The following is a 21,914-nucleotide window of genomic DNA, read 5'->3' as shown; positions in this document are numbered from 1 at the left end:
ATGTTAGAACAGCGATGTTCTAGCATGTTTTTTTATTGTATTGGAGGATAAAGACCTTAATCTTATTATAGTGGTTTTCAGTAGCTTTATTTTTGGCAACTTTCTTTCGTATTTCGGCAACTATATACTTTATTCCGGCAACTTTGTGCTCTATTCCAGCAACTTCCAGCCTGATTTCGGCAACTTTCTCCCTCTTTTCAGCAACTTCGCTTTTTCCGGCAACTTTGCTTTGTATTTCGGCAACTATATGCTTCATTTCGGCAACTTTCAGCCTGGTTCCAGCAACTTCCAGCCTGATTCCAGCAACTTTCTCCCTCTTTTCAGCAACTTCGCTTTTTCCGGCTGCTTTCTTCAATAAAATAAAAAAGACACCGTTTCCCCTTGCGGTTGGTCGGTGTCTCAATTCTTATTCAGTTTCAATAAATGTGCTTAGCGCTTCGAGTGCTTCGGCTTCATCTTTTCCTTCTGTAATTAATGTGATCGTTGTTCCATGGCCTAGTGCTAAACTCATTAACCCCATGATGCTTTTCGCGTTGACTCTTTTCTGATCCTTTTCAATAGACACCTCAGATGAAAATCTTGATGCTTCCTGGACAAAAATTGCTGCAGGTCTTGCTTGTAATCCTGCTTTTCTTTTTACTATGATTTCTTTTTTAATCATGGTAGATCATCTCCTCATTTTTTATTTTCTACTTCAAACGCTTGACCATTCCGTAATTTATCGGCAATTTGATCAATTTTTCTTAACCGATGATTGACACCAGATTTGCTTACAGTACCGCCATCAACCATTTCCCCTAGTTCTTTCAATGTCACATCTTGATGAAGAACTCGTAATTCAGCAATTTCTCTTAACTTTGGTGGCAGTTGATCAATGCCCATGACGCGATCAATATAGCGGATATTTTCGACTTGTCTCAGAGCTGCCCCGACGGTCTTGTTTAAATTAGCCGTTTCACAATTCACAAGGCGATTAACAGAGTTGCGCATGTCTTTCATAATACGCACATCTTCAAAATAAAGCAGCGCCTGATGTGCTCCGATGATGTTTAGAAACTCTGTTATTTTTTCGCTCTCTTTCATATACGTAATGAAACCCTTTTTACGTTCCAACGTTTTTGCATTTAATTGATATTCGTTCATCAGTTCACATATTGAATCATTATGTTCCTCATATAAAGAAAAGATTTCGAGGTGATAAGAGGACGTTTCAGGGTGATTGATCGATCCACCTGCTAAAAAGGCTCCTCTTAAATAAGCTCGTTTACAACAAGCTTTTTTGGTCAGTTGTTTTGAAATCGTTCGAATAAAGACAAAACCTTCACCAAGAATATCAAGTTTCTCTAACAATTCCCTTGCCTCATGCTGCATTCGAACGAGATAAACATTGTTTTTTTTCAGCCTCATCTTTTTTCGAACAAGCAACTCAACAAACATAGAAGGATACACTCGTTTAATCAGTGTATAAATCCTCCTTGCTATAGCCGCATTCTCCGTTGTAACATCTAAACCTAACTTCTTTTGACTAAATGAGACAGATCCATTCATTCGAATTAAAGCCGCTAACTCTGCCTGTGCACAGCAATCTTCATGTTCAATTTGCGTCAACTCTTTTTTGGTTTTGGCTGCAAAGGACATCGTCCTCACTCCTTTCAGCCGTGTAGCAAGGTGCTGTAGCTAAGTAGTAGGTTTGACTACACGAACATTTGCCTATTTTGACACTCGTAAAATGGCCTTAGAAACTTTTATGGCATCATGCCTTAACACGTTCTCTCGTTCTATAACGAAATGATCTCGAATAATAGAGACGCCTAACTGATGTAATCGCTTATCATCTACGACTACAGGAACAGCTCCTTCTTCTGCATAGATATTTTGAACATCTGCAGAAACAGGTGAACCATTAACTAAAATATCGTCTACGAGCGCAACTCCACAATGGTTAATAATCGCTTGAATATGATCAGCCGCTGAGTAGTGATCGGTTTCACCCAACTGAGTCATCACGTTGCAAATATAGACTTTTCTAGCCGCTGATTTTTGAATCGCTTTCACGACTCCCGGAACAAGCAAGTTTGGAATAACACTAGTGTAAAGGCTACCGGGCCCTAATACAATTAAATCGGCTTCTTCAATCGCTTGAATTCCATTCTGCAATGGATGAATATTTTCTGGAGTTATGAACACTCGTTTAATTTGCTTTTTCTCAAGAGGAATAAGCGACTCACCAGTCACAATCGTTCCATCTGTCATCTCCGCATGAAGAACAATGCTTCGATTCGAAGCGGGATACACATTCCCTCTCACATTTAACACTTTACTTAACTCCGTAATTCCTCTAGCAAAATCACCGGTAATCGACGTCATTCCAGCGAGTAACAAGTTTCCTAAAGAATGTCCCGATAAACCATTGCCATTGGCAAAGCGATGCTGGAAAAGTTCTTCAACTAAAGGTTCTACTTCAGACAAAGCGACTAACACGTTCCTGACATCCCCTGGTGGAGGAATGTTTAGTTCTTTACGCAGTCTACCTGAGCTACCACCATCATCGGCTACTGTTACAATCGCTGATATATCAACAGGAAATTTCTTTAATCCCCTCAGTAATACCGATAACCCTGTTCCGCCCCCAATAACGACTACTTTCTTCTTTGTCAATGATGAGAATCCTTTTCGATATCGCGGTGACTCATATGCACAATATATTCATCCGCGAATGCTTTTCCGAAATGCTCTGCTAACGTTACAGAACGGTGTCTACCACCAGTACAACCGATTCCGATAACAACCTGACTTTTTCCTTCTCTTTTATATTGCGGGAGCATGAATTTCAATAAATCCATTAACTTTTCAACAAATTGTTGTGTTTCCGTCCACTTTAGCACGTAGGAGGAAACCTCTTCCTGAAGACCTGTTTTCGGTCTCATATGATCAATATAATGCGGGTTTGGCAGGAAACGAACATCAAACACAAGATCGGCGTCAATCGGCATCCCATATTTAAAGCCAAACGACATCATATTTATCGTAAAGGGATGTTTCTCCTCTAAGGAAAATCGTTGAATGATTTTTTCCCGTAATTGAATCGGTTTCATCTCAGTTGTATCAATAATTTGCTGAGATCTTCCCTTCATTTCCTCTAACATTTCTCGTTCCAAACGAATTCCTTCAAGCGGCAATCCAGTTGATGCAAGGGGATGTGAACGTCTTGTTTCTTTATAGCGTTGGACAAGCTTAGCATCCTTGGCATCTAAGAATAAAATTTGTAGCTTGTAATGTTTTTTAAGAGAAAGACTAATTGAATCAATCGCTTCAAACAAATGATCAAAAAACTTCCGTCCTCGTAAATCAATCACAAGGGCAACTTTATTCATTTTCCCGTTCGAGCCTTCAATTAACTCGACAAACTTAGGAATCAAAGCAGGAGGAAGGTTATCGACGCAAAAATAACCAAGGTCCTCGAAGCTTTGAACAGCTACTGTTTTACCCGCTCCGGACATACCGGTAATAATGACAATTTGAATTTCTTCTTGCTCGGCCGTCATCCTATCACTCCTTTAGGCAAATTCCGGGGTCAAACGATACGAAATCAACTTAAATTCTTTCGTATAATAAAAGGTCCCATACATAATACCTTGGCGATTTAACACATGCTGAAACATCCATGTATCTCCTTCTGCCATTGGTAGTTTTACTATGTCCTTTACCTGTTTCCATTCTAACTTTCCTTCAGGAGATTGTTCAAATAGCTGACCTTTGAAACTTGTTGATTGGAATGTAAACATCATCCATTCGTCGACTAGCTGATTATTTTCCATAATCACTATGGTTGAAACCACTCGTAGCTCAGTGTTTAAAACATGAAGCCCTGTTTCTTCGCGAAATTCGCGCTCCGCTGCTTCCTTAATCGTTTCACCAGATTCCATTTTTCCACCTGGTGCAACCCACCAGCCACGCCTTGGCTTTTGTAATAATAATGCTTGATCTCCAGTTGTTAGTACACAATTTGTAATTCGCTGCAACTGCGTCACCTCACGTTCTCCTAATAGAGTCTGTTCAAAATGATTTGAACAAATGCAATGAGCGCAGCCGCTAATACAGGTATAAGAATTCTATCCCACAAAACCTGCTACGCAAACCTGATAACAGACAAACAAGCTAAGCGGGGTACTGCATCACCTTGCAAACACGCTCTATTTCTTCATTATACAATTAATTGAAAGGTCTCACAATTGCTAGAACTAGGGAATGAATCTTTTTTCAAATATATGTATGTTTTGTGAAGGAAAAAAGGTAAAAAAAGGGCACGGACAGATGTCCGTGCTAAAGTATATAAAAAAGGGGGTCAATTACTTATTTATATCCTACCCTTTTTATATTTCACCTGTGTTACAGAAGTATTAAGAACGAATGACGAATCACAAGCCGCGGTTTTAAAACTAGTTAGGATGTGGGGATTGTTGACCACATGTGACATGTTAAGGCATTGCCACGGTTAACCATTTTGACAATGGTGGACTGCACCGATGTGCTGATTGCCGAGTCACTTCCTCATCGAAAAGTCTATCGTTCATTGCACGTTAATAGTCCATTTTCAAGTGATAACAGCGAATATTTAGCAGTATCAAGGTTTCTCATTTGGCTAATCCTCCTCAAACTCGCAAAAAAAACCTGCACCCCTGTTAATTACATAACAGGACTACAGGTTTCTACTGCCTAATTAAGCCTTTGTTTTTTCACTTAACGACTCAAGATAATGCTGAACGTTTTGCGCGGCAAGGCTTCCATCTCCCGTTGCCGTCACGATTTGACGAAGCGATTTTTCACGAATATCACCTGCTGCAAGAATACCAGGCACCTTCGTTTCCATCTCTTCGTTTGTTTCAATATACCCATCGGCATTGGTGATGCCTAGGTTTTTCACGCTTTCGTTAAGTGGAAGCATGCCGATATAAATGAACACACCATCGGTTTTGAACTCTTGTTCTTCCCCGTTTTCTGTGCTGACTAAAGTCACACTTCCCACTTTTCCGTTTTCAGCGTTGATCTCTTTAATCGTATGATTCCAGATGAAATCAATCTTTTCGTTGTTAAAAGCACGTTGCTGTAAAATCTTTTGAGCACGAAGCGCATCGCGACGATGAACAACCGTTACTTTAGATGCAAAGCGCGTTAGATACACGGCTTCCTCAACAGCTGAGTCTCCTCCACCAATAACAACTAGTTCTTTCCCTTTAAAGAAAGCTCCATCACAAACGGCACAATAAGAAACCCCACGACCACTTAACTCTTTTTCACCTGGAACGCCAATCTTCTTATATTCAGCTCCTGTCGATACGATGACCGCACGAGCCTTGTATTCCTTGCTTCCAGCTTTAACGATTTTTATATCGCCCTCATCAATGATTTCTTTAATGTCGCCATAGCCATACTCCGCACCGAACTTTTTAGCATGCTCGAACATTTTTGTTGAAAGTTCTGGTCCGAGGATATGGTCAAAACCAGGATAGTTCTCGACATCCTCTGTGTTGGCCATTTGACCTCCAGGAATCCCACGCTCAAGCATAATCGTCGATAGATCAGCACGAGAGGTGTATACAGCTGCTGTCATCCCGGCAGGTCCTGCGCCTGCAATAACAACATCGTAAATTTTTTCCTCACTCATTTTGCTCACTCCTTTAAAAAAAGAATTCATTCACTTCAATTACATACTCATATCGTAGCGAATAACCCTTTAGTTGTCTAATTTCATGCTCAACTTAATCAACCCAAATATCATAGTGAATCTGATCGGTATCGAGTTCACCTCTAAGGTGTCTTTTCATCGTAATTTTAGCTTGTTTAGATCCTAATTCAGCAGCTCTTTTAAAAATTGATCTAGCTCTACCTGGCTCGCCTAGGTTATGAAGCGCAACGCCGTAGCTAAATAGCAATTCTGGTCGTAATTCCAGTTCCCAGCGCCCTAGATCCTTTAAACGTTCGTAAGCTAATTGATATTCTCCAACAGCACAAAGCGTTTCAGCTACTTTCACATAGTGATCACCATCAAGTGGATAGACTCTACGTAACGAACGAATGAACGTTTCAGCTTTTTTAGCATCCCCATTTTTCATATAAAACAAAGCCAAATTGGCAATCGTAAATAGATTTCCCTGATCTTGTTCAAGAACAGATTCGCATATCTCAAAAGCAGACTCATCCCCAAGTCTAAAGAGAGCCTCAGCCAGGTGATTATGAGCAGCCCAGTATGTTGGATGTTCAAGGATAATCGTTTGTAAAAGTGGAATCGACGCTTCAATCTCGCCTTTTCGAAGTAAGGAACGAGCGCGCTCATGTTGGGCAATGAGTTCATCTTCATCGTCCTCTAACTCATCCCAATCATCTTCTTCCTCTCGTTCAAAGTGAAGCAGCTCTAATAAATCTTTTGCATCCTCTGTAAAACGATCATCCGGATTGGATTCTAAATAGCGCATAACCATCCGTTCCGCTTTTTCAAAAAGACCTAAATAAGCGTAGTTATTCGCCATAAAAAAGAAGCATTCATCGACATTTTCCTTTTTTTCGTCTAATACATTTTGTAGAATTTCATTTGAACGCTCGTACTCGCCGATCTCAGAGAGAACTGCTGCCAATTGAACATGAAAAACCGGCTCTGTATTTGTTATCTTAACCGCTCTCTCAAAAAGTTTAATCGCACGATGCAGATGATTTTTTCGGTATGCCTCTATCCCACGATGAAAGAAATAATCCCCAGTTTGGAACATAGGGACGACATTACTTTTTCCATGTTCGTTTTTAGGTGTTAATCCCATGAAGTTTCGTTCCCTCCAGCTTCTCATTCATACCTTTCAGTATACAACATTTTAGCAAAAAAGGGCTATTGTTTTCACATGTAAAAACACCTCCCTGTTTTTTCCAGAGAGGCATTCTTTCTTCCTTATTTATGTCGTTCCTGAAGAACAGCCAGCACTTCATCAAGTGGCAACTTTTGCTCACGAAGGAGAACCAATACATGATAAAACAGATCGGCCACTTCCCATTTTAATTCTTCTGGGTCACGGTTTTTCGCAGCAATTATCACTTCACCGGCTTCTTCACCGACTTTTTTCAAAATTTTATCGACACCTTTTTCAAAAAGATACGTCGTATAAGCACCTTCTGGCATTTCCGCTTCTCTTTGCGCAATGACTTGCTCAAGCTCATCGAGGATCGCAAAACGAGTCGGATTCGTTCGTACTGGTTCTGCATCGAAAAGTGAGTCAGCAAAGCACGTATACGCGCCTTTGTGACAAGCAGGGCCAGCTGGTACGACTAATACAACGAGCGAATCGGCATCGCAATCATAGCGCATATCAATAATTTGCTGGGTGTTTCCAGACGTTGCTCCTTTATGCCAAAGCTCTTGGCGCGAACGCGAATAGAACCATGTCTCTCTTGTTTCAAGCGATTTTTCAAGTGATTCTTTGTTCATATAAGCTAACGTCAACACTTCCTTGCTCACTGCATCTTGAACGATCGCAGGAACGAGTCCGTTTTGATCAAATGTAATGTTTTCAACCGTCATCGTACAGCCACACCCTTTTCTATTAAATACGTCTTCACTTCTGCAACCGATGTTTCTTTATAATGAAAAATCGATGCGGCAAGTGCTGCATCTGCTTTTGCTTCCTCAAACACATCAGCAAAATCTTCTTTCTTACCAGCACCGCCAGAAGCAATCACCGGTACCGTAACTGCGGCATTGACAGCTTTTGTTAAAGGAAGATCAAAGCCTGTCTTCGCTCCGTCTTGATCCATACTCGTTAATAAAATTTCTCCAGCTCCAAGACGAACCGCTTCCTTCGCCCACGCTGTTACTTCCCAGTCGGTTGCCTTTCGTCCGCCATGTGTATAAATGCGCCACGAACCTAACTCTTCGTCGTACTTCGCATCAATCGCCACAACAATACACTGGGAACCGAAGAAATCAGCACCTTCTTTAATAAGCTCAGGACGATTTACTGCAGCCGTGTTCAGTGAAACTTTATCAGCTCCAGCACGTAAAACACGTTTCATATCTTCAAGTGCGTTGATTCCCCCACCAACGGTAAAAGGGATCGAGAGCGTACCTGCCACTTGCTCGATGACTTCTACCATCGTTTCACGGCCTTCATGTGAAGCGGATATATCTAAAAAGACAAGCTCGTCCGCTCCTTGTTCATCATAAAACGCGGCAAGCTCAACCGGATCACCAGCATCACGTAAATCCACAAATTGAACGCCTTTTACGACACGTCCATCTTTAACATCCAAGCAAGGCACGATTCGTTTTGTTAACATTTACTCGCCTCCTTGCAGGGCTTCTTCTAATGTAAACTGATTCGTATAAAGAGCTTTGCCAACGATTGCGCCACTCACACCACGATTTTTACGTTCACGAAGTTCGGTTAAGTCTGCTAAAGAACTCACTCCGCCAGAAGCAATCACTTGCTTGCCTGTCGCTTCTGCTAAACTGGTAATCGCTTCGGTGTTCGGGCCTGAAAGCATGCCATCGCGAGAGATATCGGTGAAAATAAACACCTCTGCTCCGTGACGAGCGAGTTCCTGTGCCAGCGTTTCTGCTTTTACAGAAGATGTCTCAAGCCATCCTTCTGTTGCAACAAACCCATCACGAGCATCTAGACCGATTGCAATCCGCTCTCCGCCATATGTAGCTAACATTTCTTTTGTAAAAATTGGGTTGTTCACAGCAACACTTCCAAGGATAACACGGTCTACTCCTTGATCAAGATAAAACGCAACATCTTCGGCTGTCCGAATCCCTCCGCCAACTTGCACTTTCGCGTTCAACTCTTTTGCAACACGAAGCACATGCTCATGATTCACACGTTTTTTTGCTTTTGCTCCGTCTAAATCAACCATGTGAATCCACTCAGCTCCAGCATCAGCAAACACTTTTGCCATATCAAACGGAGAATCCCCATAAACCGTTTCTTGATCATAATCTCCTTGAACAAGACGGACACACTTGCCGTCTCTCATATCAATCGCTGGATAAATAACAAAATTACTCACTTGTTTCTCCTCCTTGTGTGACAAGCTCCCCGAAATTACGAAGAATCGCCATTCCGACATGGCTGCTTTTTTCTGGATGGAACTGGGTACCAAGTACATTGCCACGTCCGACGACAGCCGGCACTGTTACATCATAGTCACTCGTTGCAAGTAAGACTTCTTCAGCTTCTGTTTTGACAACATATGAATGAACAAAATACACATGACCTTCTTCGACATCTTTTAAAAGGCGGTTCTCAGGTTGTCTGAACGAAAGCTTATTCCAGCCCATGTGAGGAACCTTGTACATGGCGCCACTCGCATCATGCCCGGCAAAACGCTCCACTCGCCCTGGCAATAAAGCTAAACCTTCTGTGTCACCATGCTCGCTGCTTTCTTCAAACAAAAGCTGCATCCCTAAACAAATGCCAAGTAGCGGCTTGCCTTCTGCTGCCCACTCTCGCAAAAAGTCGCTCATGCCCATTTCATTTAATGTTTTCATCGCATCAGGAAAAGCTCCAACACCTGGAAGCAAAAGTCCATCTGCTTGTTTTAACTGCTCGATATCATCTGTTAACATATACTCTAATTCTAAGCGCTCTAATGCTTTACTCACACTGTGCAAGTTGCCCATCCCGTAATCAACAATGCCAATCATTCTACAACATCCCTTTCGTAGACGGGACCCCTTTTACCCGCTCATCGATACTTGTTGCTTCGTCAAGCGCACGCGCTAGTGCTTTAAACACTGCTTCAATCATATGGTGCGTGTTCTGACCATAGTGAACGATAATATGAAGGTTCATTCGTGCCTCAAGTGCAAGTTTCCACATAAATTCATGGACAAGCTCAACATCAAACGTCCCAACCTTTTGACTTGGAAATTCAGCACGGAACTCCAGATGTGGACGGTTGCTTAAATCAACAACGACTTGCGCTAACGTTTCATCCATTGGTACAAACGCATTTCCGTAGCGGCGAATTCCTTTTTTATCTCCTAATGCTTCTTTTAACACATGTCCTAGACAAATTCCGATGTCTTCAGTCGTGTGATGATCATCAACTTCGGTATCACCATTTGCGTCCACTTGTAAATTAAAGTGACCATGCTTCGTAAAAAGATCAAGCATATGCGTTAAAAAAGGGACACCTGTTTCCAACTCTGATTTTCCTTCTCCATCGATCGTAAAATCTAGTTTAATTTGTGTTTCACCTGTGAGTCGTTCAATTTGTGCGCGTCTTTCCGTCATCTTATTTATCCTCCAACCTGATATCAATTGCTCGTGCGTGAGCTTCTAAGCCTTCTAAGCGAGCTAGTGCTGAAATTTTCTGACCATTCTCTTCTAATGCTTGCTTGCTATAAGAAATAATGCTCGATTTTTTGATGAAATCATCAACATTCAGTGGACTTGAAAAACGTGCAGTTCCGTTTGTCGGCAGAACATGATTCGGCCCGGCAAAGTAATCACCAACCGGCTCTGAGCTGTAAGGTCCAACGAAAATGGCTCCCGCGTGGCGAATTTTCCCGATTAGATTCATCGGTTCTTCTGTTAAAATTTCAAGGTGCTCGGGTGCGAGCTGATTGACGACATCAATCGCTTCAACAAGATCACGAGCGACATAAATGACGCCATAATCTCGGATCGACGCCTCAGCTATCGCTTTTTTCGGGAGTGTCGCTACTTGCTGTTCTACTTCTGTTGCGACTTGCTCTGCTAGATACGTTGATGTTGTCACAAGAACTGCTGAGGCTTGCTCATCATGCTCAGCTTGCGAAAGCAAATCGGCTGCGATAAAACGCGGATCAGCTTTTTCATCTGCTAACACAACGATTTCACTCGGTCCAGCAATCATATCGATATCCACCTTGCCAAACACCGCTCTTTTCGCAAGAGCGACATAGATGTTTCCTGGTCCTGTAATTTTATCAACGGCTTTTATTGATTCCGTTCCATAAGCAAGAGCAGCAACCGCTTGAGCGCCACCAACTTTATAGATTTCCTTCACTCCGAGTTCACTTGCTGTTACCAGCACACTCGCAGGAAGGTTTCCGTCCGCGCCAGCTGGTGAGACCATCACAATCCGCTTCACTCCTGCTACTTGTGCCGGGATGACGTTCATCATGATGGAAGACGGGTACGCTGCTTTTCCGCCTGGTACATAGACACCGACTGAGTCTAGTGCGGTAATTTTCTGACCGAGGATCGTTCCGTCTTCTTTCGTTGTTAGCCACGATTGGCGTTTTTGACGTTCGTGAAAGTCGCGGATATTGTCGGTCGCCTCTCTTAGGGCTAGGAGGAGATCTTCGTTGATCTCTGCATAGGCACCTTTTAATTCTTGTTCTGTTACACGAAAATTGGTTAGCTCAGCACCATCAAATTTTTTCGTATATGCACGAACAGCCTGATCGCCATTTTCTCTTACTTGTTGGATGATCGCTTCAACGGCCGCACGCTGCGCCTCTGTCCCGGTGTCGAGGTCTCTTGTTAAACTCACATTGGCTGTGACGGGAACTATTTTCATGCTTCTTCCCCCTCGATTACAAGAGATAACCGTTCAACCATTTGGTCAATCCGCTCATCTTGCATGCGATAGCTAACTGGATTGACGATTAAGCGTGATGTAATCGGTACAATCGTTTCAAGTTCCACTAGCCCATTTTCTTTTAATGTGCGCCCTGTTGAAACAATATCGACAATTCGATCAGCCAATCCGATTAATGGCGCGAGCTCAATCGATCCATTTAATTTGATAATCTCAACTTGCTCACCCTGCTCTTTAAAATACTGTGTCGCAAGGTTTGGATATTTCGAAGCGACTTTCGGGTTGATGTCTTTTTTTTCATAACCCGGCAAGCCGGCAACCGCTAAGTAGCACTCACTAATCTTTAAATCAAGCACTTCATACACAACGCGCTCTTCCTCGATCATCGTATCCTTACCAGCGACCCCGACATCCGCAACCCCGTGTTCGACATATGTCGGTACATCCATTGGCTTCGCTAGGATGAAGCGCATCTTTTCTTCTGGTACATCGATAATTAACTTGCGCGAATCATCAAACTCAGCCGGCAAGTTATAACCAGCCTTACGCAATAATTCTAACGCTTCTTCAAAAATTCGCCCTTTCGGCATCGCAACCGTTAACCAATCCTTCATGTTACGCCTCTCCTTTCTTCTGCCCAATGAAATAGTAAACATCAGTAAATTGCTCTGACATGCCGTCAACATCGGACACTCCAGCGATATCTTGTACCACCACGGCTTCTCCCGCTTCTCTTAAGCTGATAGCCTCTTGAAATGCCTCAGCTCGTCTTTCTTTGCTGAAAATGATACAGGTTTTCTTACGTTTACTTGCTTTTTCTCCAATCGCTTCGACAAGAAGGTCTAACCTTAGGCCGAATCCAGTCGCTTGGCCAGGTCGCTCAAATTTCCCAAGTAGCTCATCATAACGCCCCCCACTACAAAGAGGTACACCGAGGTTGCTGCCGTAACCTTCAAAAACAGCTCCCGTATAATAGCTCATATGCAAAACGAGATTAAGATCGAGCTTCACGTACTCTTCGATGCCATAGCTTTCTAACACTTGCCATAGCTCTTCAAGTTCTGCAAGTGCTTTTGTGCCTTGCTCATTTTGAACAAGCTTAGCTGCTTCTGTTAATGTTTGTTTCCCACCGCGTAGTTTGAGAAGACCAAGTAGTCGGCCTTTATCAATAGAAGACAGTGGTAAGTTTTTCACATGCTCACGGAACCCCACATAATTTTTTTCATATAAAAAGCGTCTGAGCGCATCTGCCCGCTCGCCGACGATATCATTTAATAACGCATTCACATAACCGATATGCCCGATTGCAATTTTGAAGTTTGATAGACCTGAGCGTTTTAAAGCAGACACCATCAGTGCGATCACTTCTCCATCCGCACTCACCGTACCGTCGCCAATCAGTTCAACCCCGATTTGCTCAAACTCAGCAGGCTTTCCACCCTCATGCTGTTGCGCACGGTACACATTTGATTGATAGGAAAGTCTTAAAGGGTATGACTCACCTTTCATGCTTGATGCCACAAGTCGTGCAATCGGCGCCGTCATATCCGGACGAAGAACCAATGTATTTCCTTGTTGATCTAGAAGCTTAAATAGTTGCTGATCCAAAATAGCCGATGCTAAACCGACTGTTTCGTAATACTCCAACGTGGGTGTTTCAATCATTTGATAACCCCAACCAGACATTTCCTCTTCTACTTGTTCTCTAACTTGCTTTTTCATCTCATACATTTCTGGCAATGTATCCCGCATTCCAAGCGGTTTTTCAAACATAAATGGCTTAGACACTGACTGTCACTCCTTCATGATCTCCGTTATCTGCTTGTTGCAGATCCCCAAGTTGTCTTTATGACAACTTCTAGTCCTCTTTTTCTATCTTTCCTATCATTCGCTTTTTTTGTCAAAATACCTGTTTTTTTCTTTGTGAAAGCTTTGCTTTAGTTCGCTAATGTGCTAATAAGATAAAGTATGTTTATAGTTTACATCGAGGTAAGATCATCGTCAACCGTTTTGCGCTAGTTTTCACACAATTGAGTCAGAAAATAAAAATTCAAGTAATCATTCACTTTTTCCTGTGTATAACTGCCTTTTATGTGGATATTTTGTGGATAAGTCCGACTTATACACAGATTCCCGAGTCCCGCTTACGGCTTTTTGTTCTCTCAGATCGATTAGTGGCTAGTTTCTTGCTTCGATTTACTTCCTTGAATTTTTCCGTCGACTTTGTTTTGCTTTTCGACAACTTTTTATCTTTTTTCTGCGACTCTTGCTCTCTTTCCGGCGACTTCTGCTCTCTTTTCGGCAACTTTCCCTCCTTTTCCGGCAACTTCCGCTCCTTTTCCGGCGACCTTCCCTCCTTTTCCGGCAACTTCCGCTCTCTTTCCGGCAACTCCTCTTTTTCCGGCGAATTCCGCTCTCTTTCCGGCAACTTCCGCTCTCTTTCCGGCAACTCTCACTCTCTTTCCATCAACTCTTTCTCCGATTTCGACCACACCTCATGCTAGTCCTTCTGTCTCGAAACCGCAAAAAAGGCCGCTCCAGCCTCAGGCTTTGAGCGACCCTATTCATTATTCTCGTATCACTTGCATCGGGTTTCCACCGACGAACGCTCCGGCTGGAACATCGCGATGTACGAGTGTACCGGCAGAGACGATGGCGCCGTCACCAATTGTGACCCCTGGAAGAATTGTAGTGTTGGCACCAATCATTACTTCATCTCCAATCACAACATCGCCTAAGCGATATTCTTTAATCAAGTACTCATGAGCTAAAATCGTTGTGTTGTAGCCGATAATTGAGTTGCGGCCAATTGAAATTCGTTCAGGAAACATAATGTCCATCATCACCATGAGAGCAACGGCCGTTTCATCTCCCACTTTCATCCGTAAAAACGTGCGGTACAACCAATTTTTCACACTGATAAAAGGGGTGTACCTAGCTATTTGAATGACAATGAAGTTTTTAACAACTTTCCAAAATGGAACCGTTTTGTAGATTTGCCAGAGCGAATTTGCTGCTGTGACAGGGTATCGCTCTGTTTTTCTACTCACGACTGGTCCCCAACAATCGCTAGCAAATCACGCATATTCGAAAGTGTATAGTCCGCTTCGAATGTACGAATTTTTTCTTCTCCTTTAATTGACCACCCAACTACAGCTGTTGGTACGCCAAGGTTTTTTCCCGCTAATACATCAGCATGGCTATCGCCAATCATCATCGCCGTTTCTTTAGAAGAACCTAGCCTCTTTAACGCTTTTTCAAGCGGTTCTGGATCTGGCTTTGCTTTTTCGACATCATCCAAGCCAACGACGACATCAAAAAACTTGTCTAGGCCAGTTAGTTTTAATCCCATTAAAGCGGTCTTGCGAATTTTCGTTGTCACAATGGCCAACTTAAAGCCTTTTTCATGCAACTGTTCAATCGTTTCATAAACTCCTTCGTACTCCGTTACTAGATCATCGTGATTTGCATGATTATGCGTACGGTACACTTGAATCATTTCATCGACACGTGTTGGATCAACGGTTTTAAAGCTATCTATTAAAGGAGGACCGATGAATTCAATCACATGCTCTCTTGTAAATTCACCTGGTCGATATTGCTCTAACGTATGCAGAAATGAAGCGATAATTAATTCATTTGTATTAATAAGAGTCCCATCTAGATCAAATAATAGTGTATCAATTTTCATAAGTGGCTTCCTTTCTCTCTACCTCTGTTTTTTTCTCAACCTGTTTCCAAACGTAAGCAATGGCAATCGTAAGTAAAATAGCTGTGACAACCCGAATGATTAACAGCGGCCAAACCGGAACCCCTAGTGGAATAAAAATTAATGTATCTTCCACTACAGCGTGACAGGCAACTAGGAAAACAAAGACCAAATACAAATCTTTCTTTTCTACTCCATCTTCCTTTACTGCTTGAATCATCACACCCGCCCCAAAAGCAAGACCAAATAACAAGCCAGATGCGAGCGTTGTAGATGTATTTTCCTTGATACCAAGCATTTTCGTAAATGGTCTCATGCCTTTTGAAATGTACTGAAGCCAATTTCGTTCTTTCATAATTTGCACAACGATCATGAGCGGAATAACGATCATCGCTAATTGCAAGATTCCAAGCGACGCACTCATGACACCTTGCCATCCAATCGCAAGCCAGCCGTCAATGACTGGTTGCTTACCTCCACTTGATACGAATCCGTATTGAGCCGTTTCCTGCCCACCATTCCAGAGCAAGTTAATCACAAAAGCCGAGAACAAGGCAAGACCGATTCGAACGACTAAAACAACCGACATGCGAATGCCCACTTTTGTCGCTACAGCTGACTCCACAAAGAGATTATGCGAGAAAGAAAGCATGACCGCTAAAATAAATACTTCTTTCACCGTTAAATCTAACGTCAAAATCGCGCCAATCGCAGCGTATAAATTAAGCACATTTCCTAGCACAAGCGGAATAGCCGCTTCTCCCGGTAATCCAATCCAACCCATAACCGGCGCTAAGATTCCTGCAAGCCAGTTTAAAACAGGGGTATAACCTAAAATGGTAACAATCAGGGTAATCGGAAAAATAATTTTCCCCAATGTCCACGTTGTTTGGAGACCAACGAATAGGCCACGTTTTAACATCCCCATGCTCTCCCTCCACTCAACAGTCTCTATTTTTTCTTTTTCTTCTTTTTTTTAGCTTTCTTTTCAACAACCGGTAACGCCGGATCCCAGTATCTCAGTGTCTGTGGTTGCATACGACGATAGATAATTAAAATAATCGCAGCGACAATGGCAATAATTGATATAACCTGAGCTGTTTTCAAGACGCCACCAATCAGTAAGTAATCAAGACGAACCATCTCAAGGACAAAACGTCCTACTGAATAGTAAATCATATACGTCATGAAAATTTCACCTTGTTTTAGGTTTAGTTTTCGTAAATACATCAAAATTGCGAATCCTAGTAGGTTCCAAAGTGATTCATAGAGAAACGTCGGATGATAATAGATTCCGTTGATGTACATTTGATTAATAATAAATTCAGGCAACATCAATCCCTCTAAAAATTCTCTTGTCACAGGTCCACCGTATACTTCCTGATTCATAAAATTGCCCCAGCGCCCAATCGCTTGAGCCAAAATTAAACTCGGCGCAGTAATATCGGCAATTTGCCAAAACGAGTACCCACGGTTTTTACAAAAGAAGTAAGCCGTCAACATACCGCCAATTACCCCGCCGTGAATCGCTAGGCCACCTTCCCATATAAAAAAGACCCGAATCGGTTCATCCGCAAACTGTTCCCATCTAAAAATCACATAATACAATCTTGCTGATAAAATTGAAATTGGTAGGGCGAACAAAAGCAGATCCGCATAGGTTTCTTTCGGGAACCCGTGCTTGACCGCTTCCTTTGTCGCAATTAAATAACCAATAAACACACCTAAACCAATCAAGACCCCGTACCAGTAAATCTTAAAAGGACCAAGCTCTAAAAAAATTCTACTTAAAGGTTGTATTGTTTCTTCCATCATTTCACCCCATCCTAACTATTTACAATGGTCCTTAAAAATTAGGACCATCCCCCATTAATGAAATTCATCGTGATCTCCCTCTTCAATCACATCCGTTAATCTTGCTGAAAATTCTTGAGCGGCATCATAACCTAGACGCTTCAAACGGTAGTTCATCGCTGCTACCTCAATAATAACAGCCAAGTTACGACCAGGTCGAACTGGAACCGTCAGCTTGGTAATGTCAGTATCGATGATTTTCATTTTCTCTTCCTCTAATCCTAGACGATCATACGCCTTTTTCTGATCCCAAAGCTCAAGATTAATACAAAGCACAATCCGTTTAAAAGGACGAACAGCTCCGGCACCAAACAACGTCATAACATTGATAATCCCTAACCCGCGAATCTCGAGTAAATGTTGAATCAAGTCGGGCGAACGGCCAACGAGTGTTCCTTCATTTTCTTGGCGGATCTCAACAGAATCATCGGCTACAAGACGATGACCACGACGAACCAGGTCAAGAGCCGTTTCACTTTTACCAACACCACTGTTTCCAGTAATTAACACACCAATCCCATAAATATCAACAAGGACCCCATGCACCGCTGTCATTGGCGCTAGCTTACTATCTAAAAATGTAGTAATGCTACTACTCAATCTTGTAGTCGGAACATTGGATCTCAGCAAGGGAACGCCCACTTTTTCAGCTGCATAGATTAACTCAGCTGGCACTTCTAGCCCACGAGAAATCACAATTCCAGGCGTATCATATGTACACAGTTTCAACATTCTTTCTTCTTTTTCATGCTGCTTTAATTGCTCGAAAAAAGAAAGCTCCGTTCTTCCTAATAATTGCAATCGTTTCGCCGGATAATACGTGAAATAACCAGCCATCTCAATTCCAGGTCTAGAAAGGTCACTCGTTGTAATCGGGCGATAGATCCCTTCTTCTCCTGCGATAAGTTCTAAACTAAAACGTTCTAATAAATCATTTGCTGTAACTTTTGCCACTTCTCTAATCCCACCTTCACCATCTCTATGCGTTTACGCGTTTGTTATTTAGAACGAACTCGAGTCAATGAGCCTAACCACTGCTTGTATCATTCCTTGCAACAGGGTTATGTACCTATAAGAACACAGTGCTTCGAGTCATTGTTCCACCTTTATTTATAAATAAGTGAGTACGTTTTCCATTTTAGCATGTTTTAACCTAAATCATTTCATACTTCTCTTATCTTTTTTTTCAAATACTTACTCGAATCTACATTGTATTTACCAACAAAAGATTGCTAGGCTACTGAAAGCAATGAGCGGAACCGTTGCTTTGTCTTAAGTCCGCTATGAGTGGGGGTTCTCATAATGGGGCGCAACGTCTGGAGCTATTGCCGAAAACCTTGAATCTGCTAAAAAGGTCTTTTTCAGTAGCCTTTTGCTCGTTTTCTTTACTAGAGCTTGTTTAAAAAGGGACACGAGAATAGAGTTTCATTCCTCGTGCCCCTTTTCTATTTTTTATTTTGCAAAGTGAGCAAATAATTGCTTGAATTTATCTCTTGATCGTTCAATTTGTTCAAACGGTACACTGTAAGACATGCGGAAGTGACCGCCTCGGCCAAAACCACTACCTGGTACAAGCAATATTTGGAACTCCTCCGCTGCAATACGGCAAAATTCCTGATCATCTTCAATCGGCGATTTCGGAAAAATGAAAAAGCCTCCTTTTGGTTGAACAAATTCAAATCCAGCATTAACAAGCACACTGACCATCGCGTCACGACGTTGCTTATACTCACTTTGTTCTTCTGTTAAAGAATCTAACTTGCTAATCATTCGTTGAACCGTCACAGGTGCATTTCCAAATCCAAGCGTACGATTAGAGAAAACAAACGCAGCCATATAGTTCCCTGCTTCCTGCAACGCTTGGCTAATCGCTATGTATCCAAGTCGCTCACCCGCAAGACCTAAATCCTTACTGAAAGAAGATATGTAGAGTAATTTATCAATCGCTTTAAATGGATTCGGTACTTCACCATCGTAAATCAATTGGCTATAAGGATCATCATACAACACATGAATATCGTTGCTTAATTCCTGCTCTTTTTTCCGTAACAATTGATTAAACGCAACTAAATCGGCTTCAGGTAGCAATTGTCCTGTTGGATTATGAGGATTATTTAAAATAACTGCCTTCGTTTTCTCCGTAATTTTTGACTCAAGTAACGCTAAGTCAATCGTGAAATCTTCGGCTAATGGGCAATAGACAGCTTCTCCATTTACATTCCCAACATAGAATTTATATTCTACGAAAAATGGCGTGAAGATAATGACTTCATCGCCTGGATTTAAAATGCTTTTCAAGGCCACATTTAAGGCACCCGCTGCTCCAGATGTCATAATCACCGTGTTTTCATTGACTTGAATAGAACCAAAACGGCCCTCTAAATGAGCTGCGACTTTTTGTCTTGCTTCCACTAAGCCTTGGTTCGAAATATAACTATGTCCACCCTTTAACGGATTATGCGAATATTCTTGTAACGCTTTAAAAAAAGCTGGAGGAGGATCAATAATCGGATTTCCTAATGAAAAATCATAAATATTCTCAGCCCCATGAATTTTAGCTAAGCGTTGTCCTTCCTCAAACATCTTGCGAATCCAAGAACTTTGAGTTAAGTTTTGTTCGATCTCTTTTGCAATCATCTTTACACCTCATTATCATTATGTACACTGTCTTAACTATACCAGAAAAAAGATAGATTAGGCGAGTTCCTCTTATTTTATGTAAGGCCTTCATTAGAAAAAACTCTACCCTCATCATGAACAATGAAAGTAGAGTCTTTGATTATAGAGCTTGTTCAAAAGGGCGGTCTTTCCTTTTTGAACAAGCTCGAAGCAATGAGCGAAGCCACTGCAATGTTTTAAGTCGATCCGAGTGATTTTCTCGGATTGACGCGCAGTGAGTGAAGCCATTGCAACTCCGCATTAGGAAAGAAGATATTAAAGGTTCAAAAAGGGCGGTCTTCCCTTTTTGAACCTACTCTTAAACCCTATTAAACTCATCCGGATCAGGACCAATTCGTTTATCCTCGTTCAGATCATTAATGCGGTTCATGTCTTCTTCTGTCAACTCAAAATCAAAGACATCAGCATTTTCTGCAATTCGATGCGGCTTTATTGACTTTGGAATCGTCACCACTTCATTTTGTAAATCCCAACGAAGGATCACCTGCGCCGTTGATTTCTTGTATTTGTTTGCGATTTCGACTAATGTTGGTTCCTCAAGGAGTCCACCTTGCATTAATGGGGACCAAGCCTCCAATTGGATTTTGTTTTGTTTACAAAACGCATGTAAATCTGTTTGAGTCAGTCTTGGGTGATATTCTACTTGGTTGACCATCGGTGTAATGTCACAGTTAGCGATTAATTCTTCAAGATGATTGATCTTAAAGTTACTAACACCAATCGCACGGACTCGTCCATCCTTATAAAGCTTTTCAAGCGCTCTCCATGTATCAACGTATTTCCCTTCTACTGGAAGAGGCCAATGAATTAAATAGAGGTCTAAATAGTCTAAATCTAATTTCTTCATTGTTTCATCAAAGGCTGCTAAGGTAGAGTCGAACCCTTGACTCGCGTTCCACACTTTCGACGTGATAAATAACTCTTCCCGAGGTACGTTGGACTCAGCGATAGCTTTACCTACTCCATCTTCGTTTCTATAAACAGCTGCTGTATCAATACTTTTATAACCCGTTTCTATAGCTGCTTTTACTGAAGAGACAACTTCTTCTCCTTCCTTGACTTTGAAAACACCTAAACCAAGCCACGGCATTTTCACTCCATTATGTAAGGTTGTTGTGCTTTGTAAGTTTTTAAGCATTGATCTCGCTCCTTTTTCAATGAGTTATTACAGCCTTGCATACGCTACAAATAATCGTTTTGCCTTTTAAGTGCTTAGCTTTCTTCTACTTATCTCTCAACAGCTAGCCGATGTTGAGCCGTTACTAAGTTTGCAGCTCTTGCATTCAATTCTACTTCGTTTTCACAGCCAGGAAGGAGACTTTTGACAGCTGAATGCTTCAAGCACCAAGCAAAAGACCATCGGAAAATCTGACTCGACCTACAAGGTCAGAGTCAGACTCTCTTTTATCGTTTTTTCAGAGGTTTCACAATAAACGTTTGGGTAATGGTTATTAGGATCGAAGCTAAAATCGCAATGCCGAACCCGTCAATCTCAAACGCACTTCCCAATAAAGCTGCCGTTAACATCAGCGTAAGAGCACTGATCACAAATAAAAATAAACCAAGTGTTAACACGGTAATCGGCAAAGTGAGAATGATAAGGATCGGTCTGACAATCGCGTTCACGATTGTAAGCAGCAAACTCGCGATAATAGCTGCTCCAAAGCCCGATAATTGAAAACCATCAAATAAATAGGCAATCGCCATTAAAATCGCCGCGTTAATTAAGAGACCAACCAACCATCTCATTTACTCTCTCACGTCCTCTTCATTTGGAATGATGAATACGCCAATGATGTAGCCAATAACAAATGGAAATAAACCTGTAGCAAAAAATAAAATCACTGCAATTAAGCGTACAAGCGTAGCGTCAATGTTAATATATTGAGCAAGTCCTCCACATATGCCCGCTATCTTTCTATCTTCTTGAGATCGAAATAATTTTTTCATATCGGATCACCTCTTTTTCTCTTATTATTTCAAAGCAAAGCGGCGCTAGCCGTCTTTGCTTTGAAGCAACGAGCGGAACCGCTGTTTCTTTTAAGTCGAAGCTTCTTATGTTCGACGCGCAGCGTGTGGAGCTGTTGCCACCTCC

At 41.9% G+C, this 21,914-nt stretch carries 26 protein-coding genes; all 26 read right to left on the bottom strand.

Annotation, left to right across the window (positions count from 1 at the left end):
* Positions 1–19: 19 nt before the first annotated feature.
* Positions 20–355 carry a hypothetical protein gene (locus LDX58_RS13255; protein WP_227937319.1) on the bottom strand — a complete coding sequence of 112 codons (336 nt, stop codon included), beginning with the start codon at positions 353–355 and terminating at the stop codon, positions 20–22.
* A gap of 51 nt (positions 356–406) precedes the next feature.
* Positions 407–661, bottom strand: a complete 255-nt coding sequence (locus LDX58_RS13250) for an HPr family phosphocarrier protein (protein ID WP_227937318.1) — start codon at positions 659–661, stop codon at positions 407–409.
* Positions 662–675: 14 nt separating this feature from the next.
* Positions 676–1,638 (bottom strand): DNA-binding protein WhiA, encoded by a 963-nt coding sequence (gene whiA, locus LDX58_RS13245; RefSeq protein WP_227937317.1) that lies wholly within the window; start codon positions 1,636–1,638, stop codon positions 676–678.
* A 72-nt stretch (positions 1,639–1,710) separates the two neighbouring features.
* Entirely contained in the window at positions 1,711–2,658 is a 948-nt protein-coding gene (mgfK, locus tag LDX58_RS13240; RefSeq protein ID WP_227937316.1) for a gluconeogenesis morphogenetic factor MgfK, read from the bottom strand.
* A complete protein-coding gene (rapZ, locus tag LDX58_RS13235; RefSeq protein ID WP_227937315.1) occupies positions 2,655–3,545 on the bottom strand; it encodes an RNase adapter RapZ in 891 nt (296 codons plus the stop codon). The genes mgfK and rapZ overlap by 4 nt, the downstream gene beginning before the upstream one ends.
* A 12-nt stretch (positions 3,546–3,557) precedes the next feature.
* Entirely contained in the window at positions 3,558–4,031 is a 474-nt protein-coding gene (locus tag LDX58_RS13230; protein ID WP_227937314.1) for an NUDIX domain-containing protein, read from the bottom strand.
* Between the two features lie 689 nt (positions 4,032–4,720).
* Positions 4,721–5,665 (bottom strand): thioredoxin-disulfide reductase, encoded by a 945-nt coding sequence (trxB, locus tag LDX58_RS13225; RefSeq protein ID WP_227937313.1) that lies wholly within the window; start codon positions 5,663–5,665, stop codon positions 4,721–4,723.
* Between the two features lie 94 nt (positions 5,666–5,759).
* A complete protein-coding gene (locus LDX58_RS13220; protein ID WP_227937312.1) occupies positions 5,760–6,812 on the bottom strand; it encodes a tetratricopeptide repeat protein in 1,053 nt (350 codons plus the stop codon).
* A 125-nt stretch (positions 6,813–6,937) separates the two neighbouring features.
* Positions 6,938–7,564 (bottom strand): bifunctional phosphoribosyl-AMP cyclohydrolase/phosphoribosyl-ATP diphosphatase HisIE, encoded by a 627-nt coding sequence (hisIE, locus tag LDX58_RS13215; RefSeq protein WP_227937311.1) that lies wholly within the window; start codon positions 7,562–7,564, stop codon positions 6,938–6,940.
* Positions 7,561–8,319 carry an imidazole glycerol phosphate synthase subunit HisF gene (gene hisF / locus LDX58_RS13210; RefSeq protein ID WP_227937310.1) on the bottom strand — a complete coding sequence of 253 codons (759 nt, stop codon included), beginning with the start codon at positions 8,317–8,319 and terminating at the stop codon, positions 7,561–7,563. The genes hisIE and hisF overlap by 4 nt, the downstream gene beginning before the upstream one ends.
* A complete protein-coding gene (gene hisA, locus LDX58_RS13205) occupies positions 8,320–9,054 on the bottom strand; it encodes a 1-(5-phosphoribosyl)-5-[(5-phosphoribosylamino)methylideneamino]imidazole-4-carboxamide isomerase (protein ID WP_227937309.1) in 735 nt (244 codons plus the stop codon).
* Complete coding sequence (gene hisH, locus LDX58_RS13200) at positions 9,047–9,691, bottom strand: imidazole glycerol phosphate synthase subunit HisH (protein ID WP_227937308.1); 645 nt, start codon at positions 9,689–9,691, stop codon at positions 9,047–9,049. The genes hisA and hisH overlap by 8 nt, the downstream gene beginning before the upstream one ends.
* Before the next feature lies 1 nt (position 9,692).
* Complete coding sequence (gene hisB / locus LDX58_RS13195) at positions 9,693–10,283, bottom strand: imidazoleglycerol-phosphate dehydratase HisB (RefSeq protein WP_227937307.1); 591 nt, start codon at positions 10,281–10,283, stop codon at positions 9,693–9,695.
* 1 nt (position 10,284) lies between these two features.
* Positions 10,285–11,556, bottom strand: a complete 1,272-nt coding sequence (gene hisD, locus LDX58_RS13190) for a histidinol dehydrogenase (RefSeq protein WP_227937306.1) — start codon at positions 11,554–11,556, stop codon at positions 10,285–10,287.
* A complete protein-coding gene (gene hisG / locus LDX58_RS13185; protein ID WP_227937305.1) occupies positions 11,553–12,191 on the bottom strand; it encodes an ATP phosphoribosyltransferase in 639 nt (212 codons plus the stop codon). Before hisG ends, hisD begins: the two co-directional genes overlap by 4 nt.
* A gap of 1 nt (position 12,192) precedes the next feature.
* Positions 12,193–13,365: an ATP phosphoribosyltransferase regulatory subunit gene (locus LDX58_RS13180; protein ID WP_227937304.1), complete on the bottom strand. Its 1,173-nt coding sequence runs from the start codon at positions 13,363–13,365 to the stop codon at positions 12,193–12,195.
* Between the two features lie 458 nt (positions 13,366–13,823).
* Entirely contained in the window at positions 13,824–14,033 is a 210-nt protein-coding gene (locus LDX58_RS13175; RefSeq protein WP_227937303.1) for a hypothetical protein, read from the bottom strand.
* 111 nt (positions 14,034–14,144) lie between these two features.
* The gene (locus LDX58_RS13170; protein ID WP_227937302.1) at positions 14,145–14,627 is read right to left on the bottom strand and encodes an acyltransferase; all 483 of its coding nucleotides are present in this window, start codon (positions 14,625–14,627) and stop codon (positions 14,145–14,147) included.
* Positions 14,624–15,268: a pyrophosphatase PpaX gene (ppaX, locus tag LDX58_RS13165; protein ID WP_227937301.1), complete on the bottom strand. Its 645-nt coding sequence runs from the start codon at positions 15,266–15,268 to the stop codon at positions 14,624–14,626. The genes LDX58_RS13170 and ppaX overlap by 4 nt, the downstream gene beginning before the upstream one ends.
* Positions 15,258–16,214: a nucleoside recognition domain-containing protein gene (locus tag LDX58_RS13160; RefSeq protein ID WP_227937300.1), complete on the bottom strand. Its 957-nt coding sequence runs from the start codon at positions 16,212–16,214 to the stop codon at positions 15,258–15,260. The genes ppaX and LDX58_RS13160 overlap by 11 nt, the downstream gene beginning before the upstream one ends.
* A gap of 23 nt (positions 16,215–16,237) precedes the next feature.
* Positions 16,238–17,098, bottom strand: coding sequence for a prolipoprotein diacylglyceryl transferase (gene lgt, locus LDX58_RS13155; protein WP_227937524.1), 861 nt, complete (start codon positions 17,096–17,098; stop codon positions 16,238–16,240).
* Positions 17,099–17,155: 57 nt separating this feature from the next.
* Positions 17,156–18,094, bottom strand: a complete 939-nt coding sequence (hprK, locus tag LDX58_RS13150; RefSeq protein ID WP_227937299.1) for an HPr(Ser) kinase/phosphatase — start codon at positions 18,092–18,094, stop codon at positions 17,156–17,158.
* 498 nt (positions 18,095–18,592) lie between these two features.
* Positions 18,593–19,777, bottom strand: coding sequence for a pyridoxal phosphate-dependent aminotransferase (locus LDX58_RS13145; RefSeq protein ID WP_227937298.1), 1,185 nt, complete (start codon positions 19,775–19,777; stop codon positions 18,593–18,595).
* A 340-nt stretch (positions 19,778–20,117) separates the two neighbouring features.
* Positions 20,118–20,957, bottom strand: coding sequence for an aldo/keto reductase (locus tag LDX58_RS13140; RefSeq protein ID WP_227937297.1), 840 nt, complete (start codon positions 20,955–20,957; stop codon positions 20,118–20,120).
* A gap of 266 nt (positions 20,958–21,223) precedes the next feature.
* Entirely contained in the window at positions 21,224–21,568 is a 345-nt protein-coding gene (locus tag LDX58_RS13135; RefSeq protein WP_227937296.1) for a phage holin family protein, read from the bottom strand.
* The gene (locus LDX58_RS13130) at positions 21,569–21,769 is read right to left on the bottom strand and encodes a PspC domain-containing protein (protein WP_227937295.1); all 201 of its coding nucleotides are present in this window, start codon (positions 21,767–21,769) and stop codon (positions 21,569–21,571) included.
* Between the last annotated feature and the right edge of the window lie 145 nt (positions 21,770–21,914).

Source organism: Alkalihalobacillus deserti (genome assembly GCF_020734105.1).
Taxonomy (GTDB): domain Bacteria; phylum Bacillota; class Bacilli; order Bacillales; family Bacillaceae_D; genus Halalkalibacter; species Halalkalibacter deserti.
This window is presented reverse-complemented; position numbering and strand designations above follow the sequence as displayed.

Bases quoted from the DNA above. Each gene is read 5' to 3' on its own strand.
- LDX58_RS13220 (WP_227937312.1), bottom strand. From the start codon at position 6,812: ATGGGATTAACACCTAAAAACGAACATGGAAAAAGTAATGTCGTCCCT.
- whiA (WP_227937317.1), bottom strand. From the start codon at position 1,638: ATGTCCTTTGCAGCCAAAACCAAAAAAGAGTTGACGCAAATTGAACAT.
- hisH (WP_227937308.1), bottom strand. From the start codon at position 9,691: ATGATTGGCATTGTTGATTACGGGATGGGCAACTTGCACAGTGTGAGT.
- hisG (WP_227937305.1), bottom strand. From the start codon at position 12,191: ATGAAGGATTGGTTAACGGTTGCGATGCCGAAAGGGCGAATTTTTGAA.
- hisIE (WP_227937311.1), bottom strand. From the start codon at position 7,564: ATGACGGTTGAAAACATTACATTTGATCAAAACGGACTCGTTCCTGCG.
- ppaX (WP_227937301.1), bottom strand. From the start codon at position 15,268: ATGAAAATTGATACACTATTATTTGATCTAGATGGGACTCTTATTAAT.
- LDX58_RS13140 (WP_227937297.1), bottom strand. From the start codon at position 20,957: ATGCTTAAAAACTTACAAAGCACAACAACCTTACATAATGGAGTGAAA.
- LDX58_RS13250 (WP_227937318.1), bottom strand. From the start codon at position 661: ATGATTAAAAAAGAAATCATAGTAAAAAGAAAAGCAGGATTACAAGCA.
- lgt (WP_227937524.1), bottom strand. From the start codon at position 17,098: ATGGAAGAAACAATACAACCTTTAAGTAGAATTTTTTTAGAGCTTGGT.
- LDX58_RS13135 (WP_227937296.1), bottom strand. From the start codon at position 21,568: ATGAGATGGTTGGTTGGTCTCTTAATTAACGCGGCGATTTTAATGGCG.
- LDX58_RS13145 (WP_227937298.1), bottom strand. From the start codon at position 19,777: ATGATTGCAAAAGAGATCGAACAAAACTTAACTCAAAGTTCTTGGATT.
- rapZ (WP_227937315.1), bottom strand. From the start codon at position 3,545: ATGACGGCCGAGCAAGAAGAAATTCAAATTGTCATTATTACCGGTATG.
- hisB (WP_227937307.1), bottom strand. From the start codon at position 10,283: ATGACGGAAAGACGCGCACAAATTGAACGACTCACAGGTGAAACACAA.
- hisD (WP_227937306.1), bottom strand. From the start codon at position 11,556: ATGAAAATAGTTCCCGTCACAGCCAATGTGAGTTTAACAAGAGACCTC.
- LDX58_RS13130 (WP_227937295.1), bottom strand. From the start codon at position 21,769: ATGAAAAAATTATTTCGATCTCAAGAAGATAGAAAGATAGCGGGCATA.
- hisF (WP_227937310.1), bottom strand. From the start codon at position 8,319: ATGTTAACAAAACGAATCGTGCCTTGCTTGGATGTTAAAGATGGACGT.
- LDX58_RS13160 (WP_227937300.1), bottom strand. From the start codon at position 16,214: ATGGGGATGTTAAAACGTGGCCTATTCGTTGGTCTCCAAACAACGTGG.
- trxB (WP_227937313.1), bottom strand. From the start codon at position 5,665: ATGAGTGAGGAAAAAATTTACGATGTTGTTATTGCAGGCGCAGGACCT.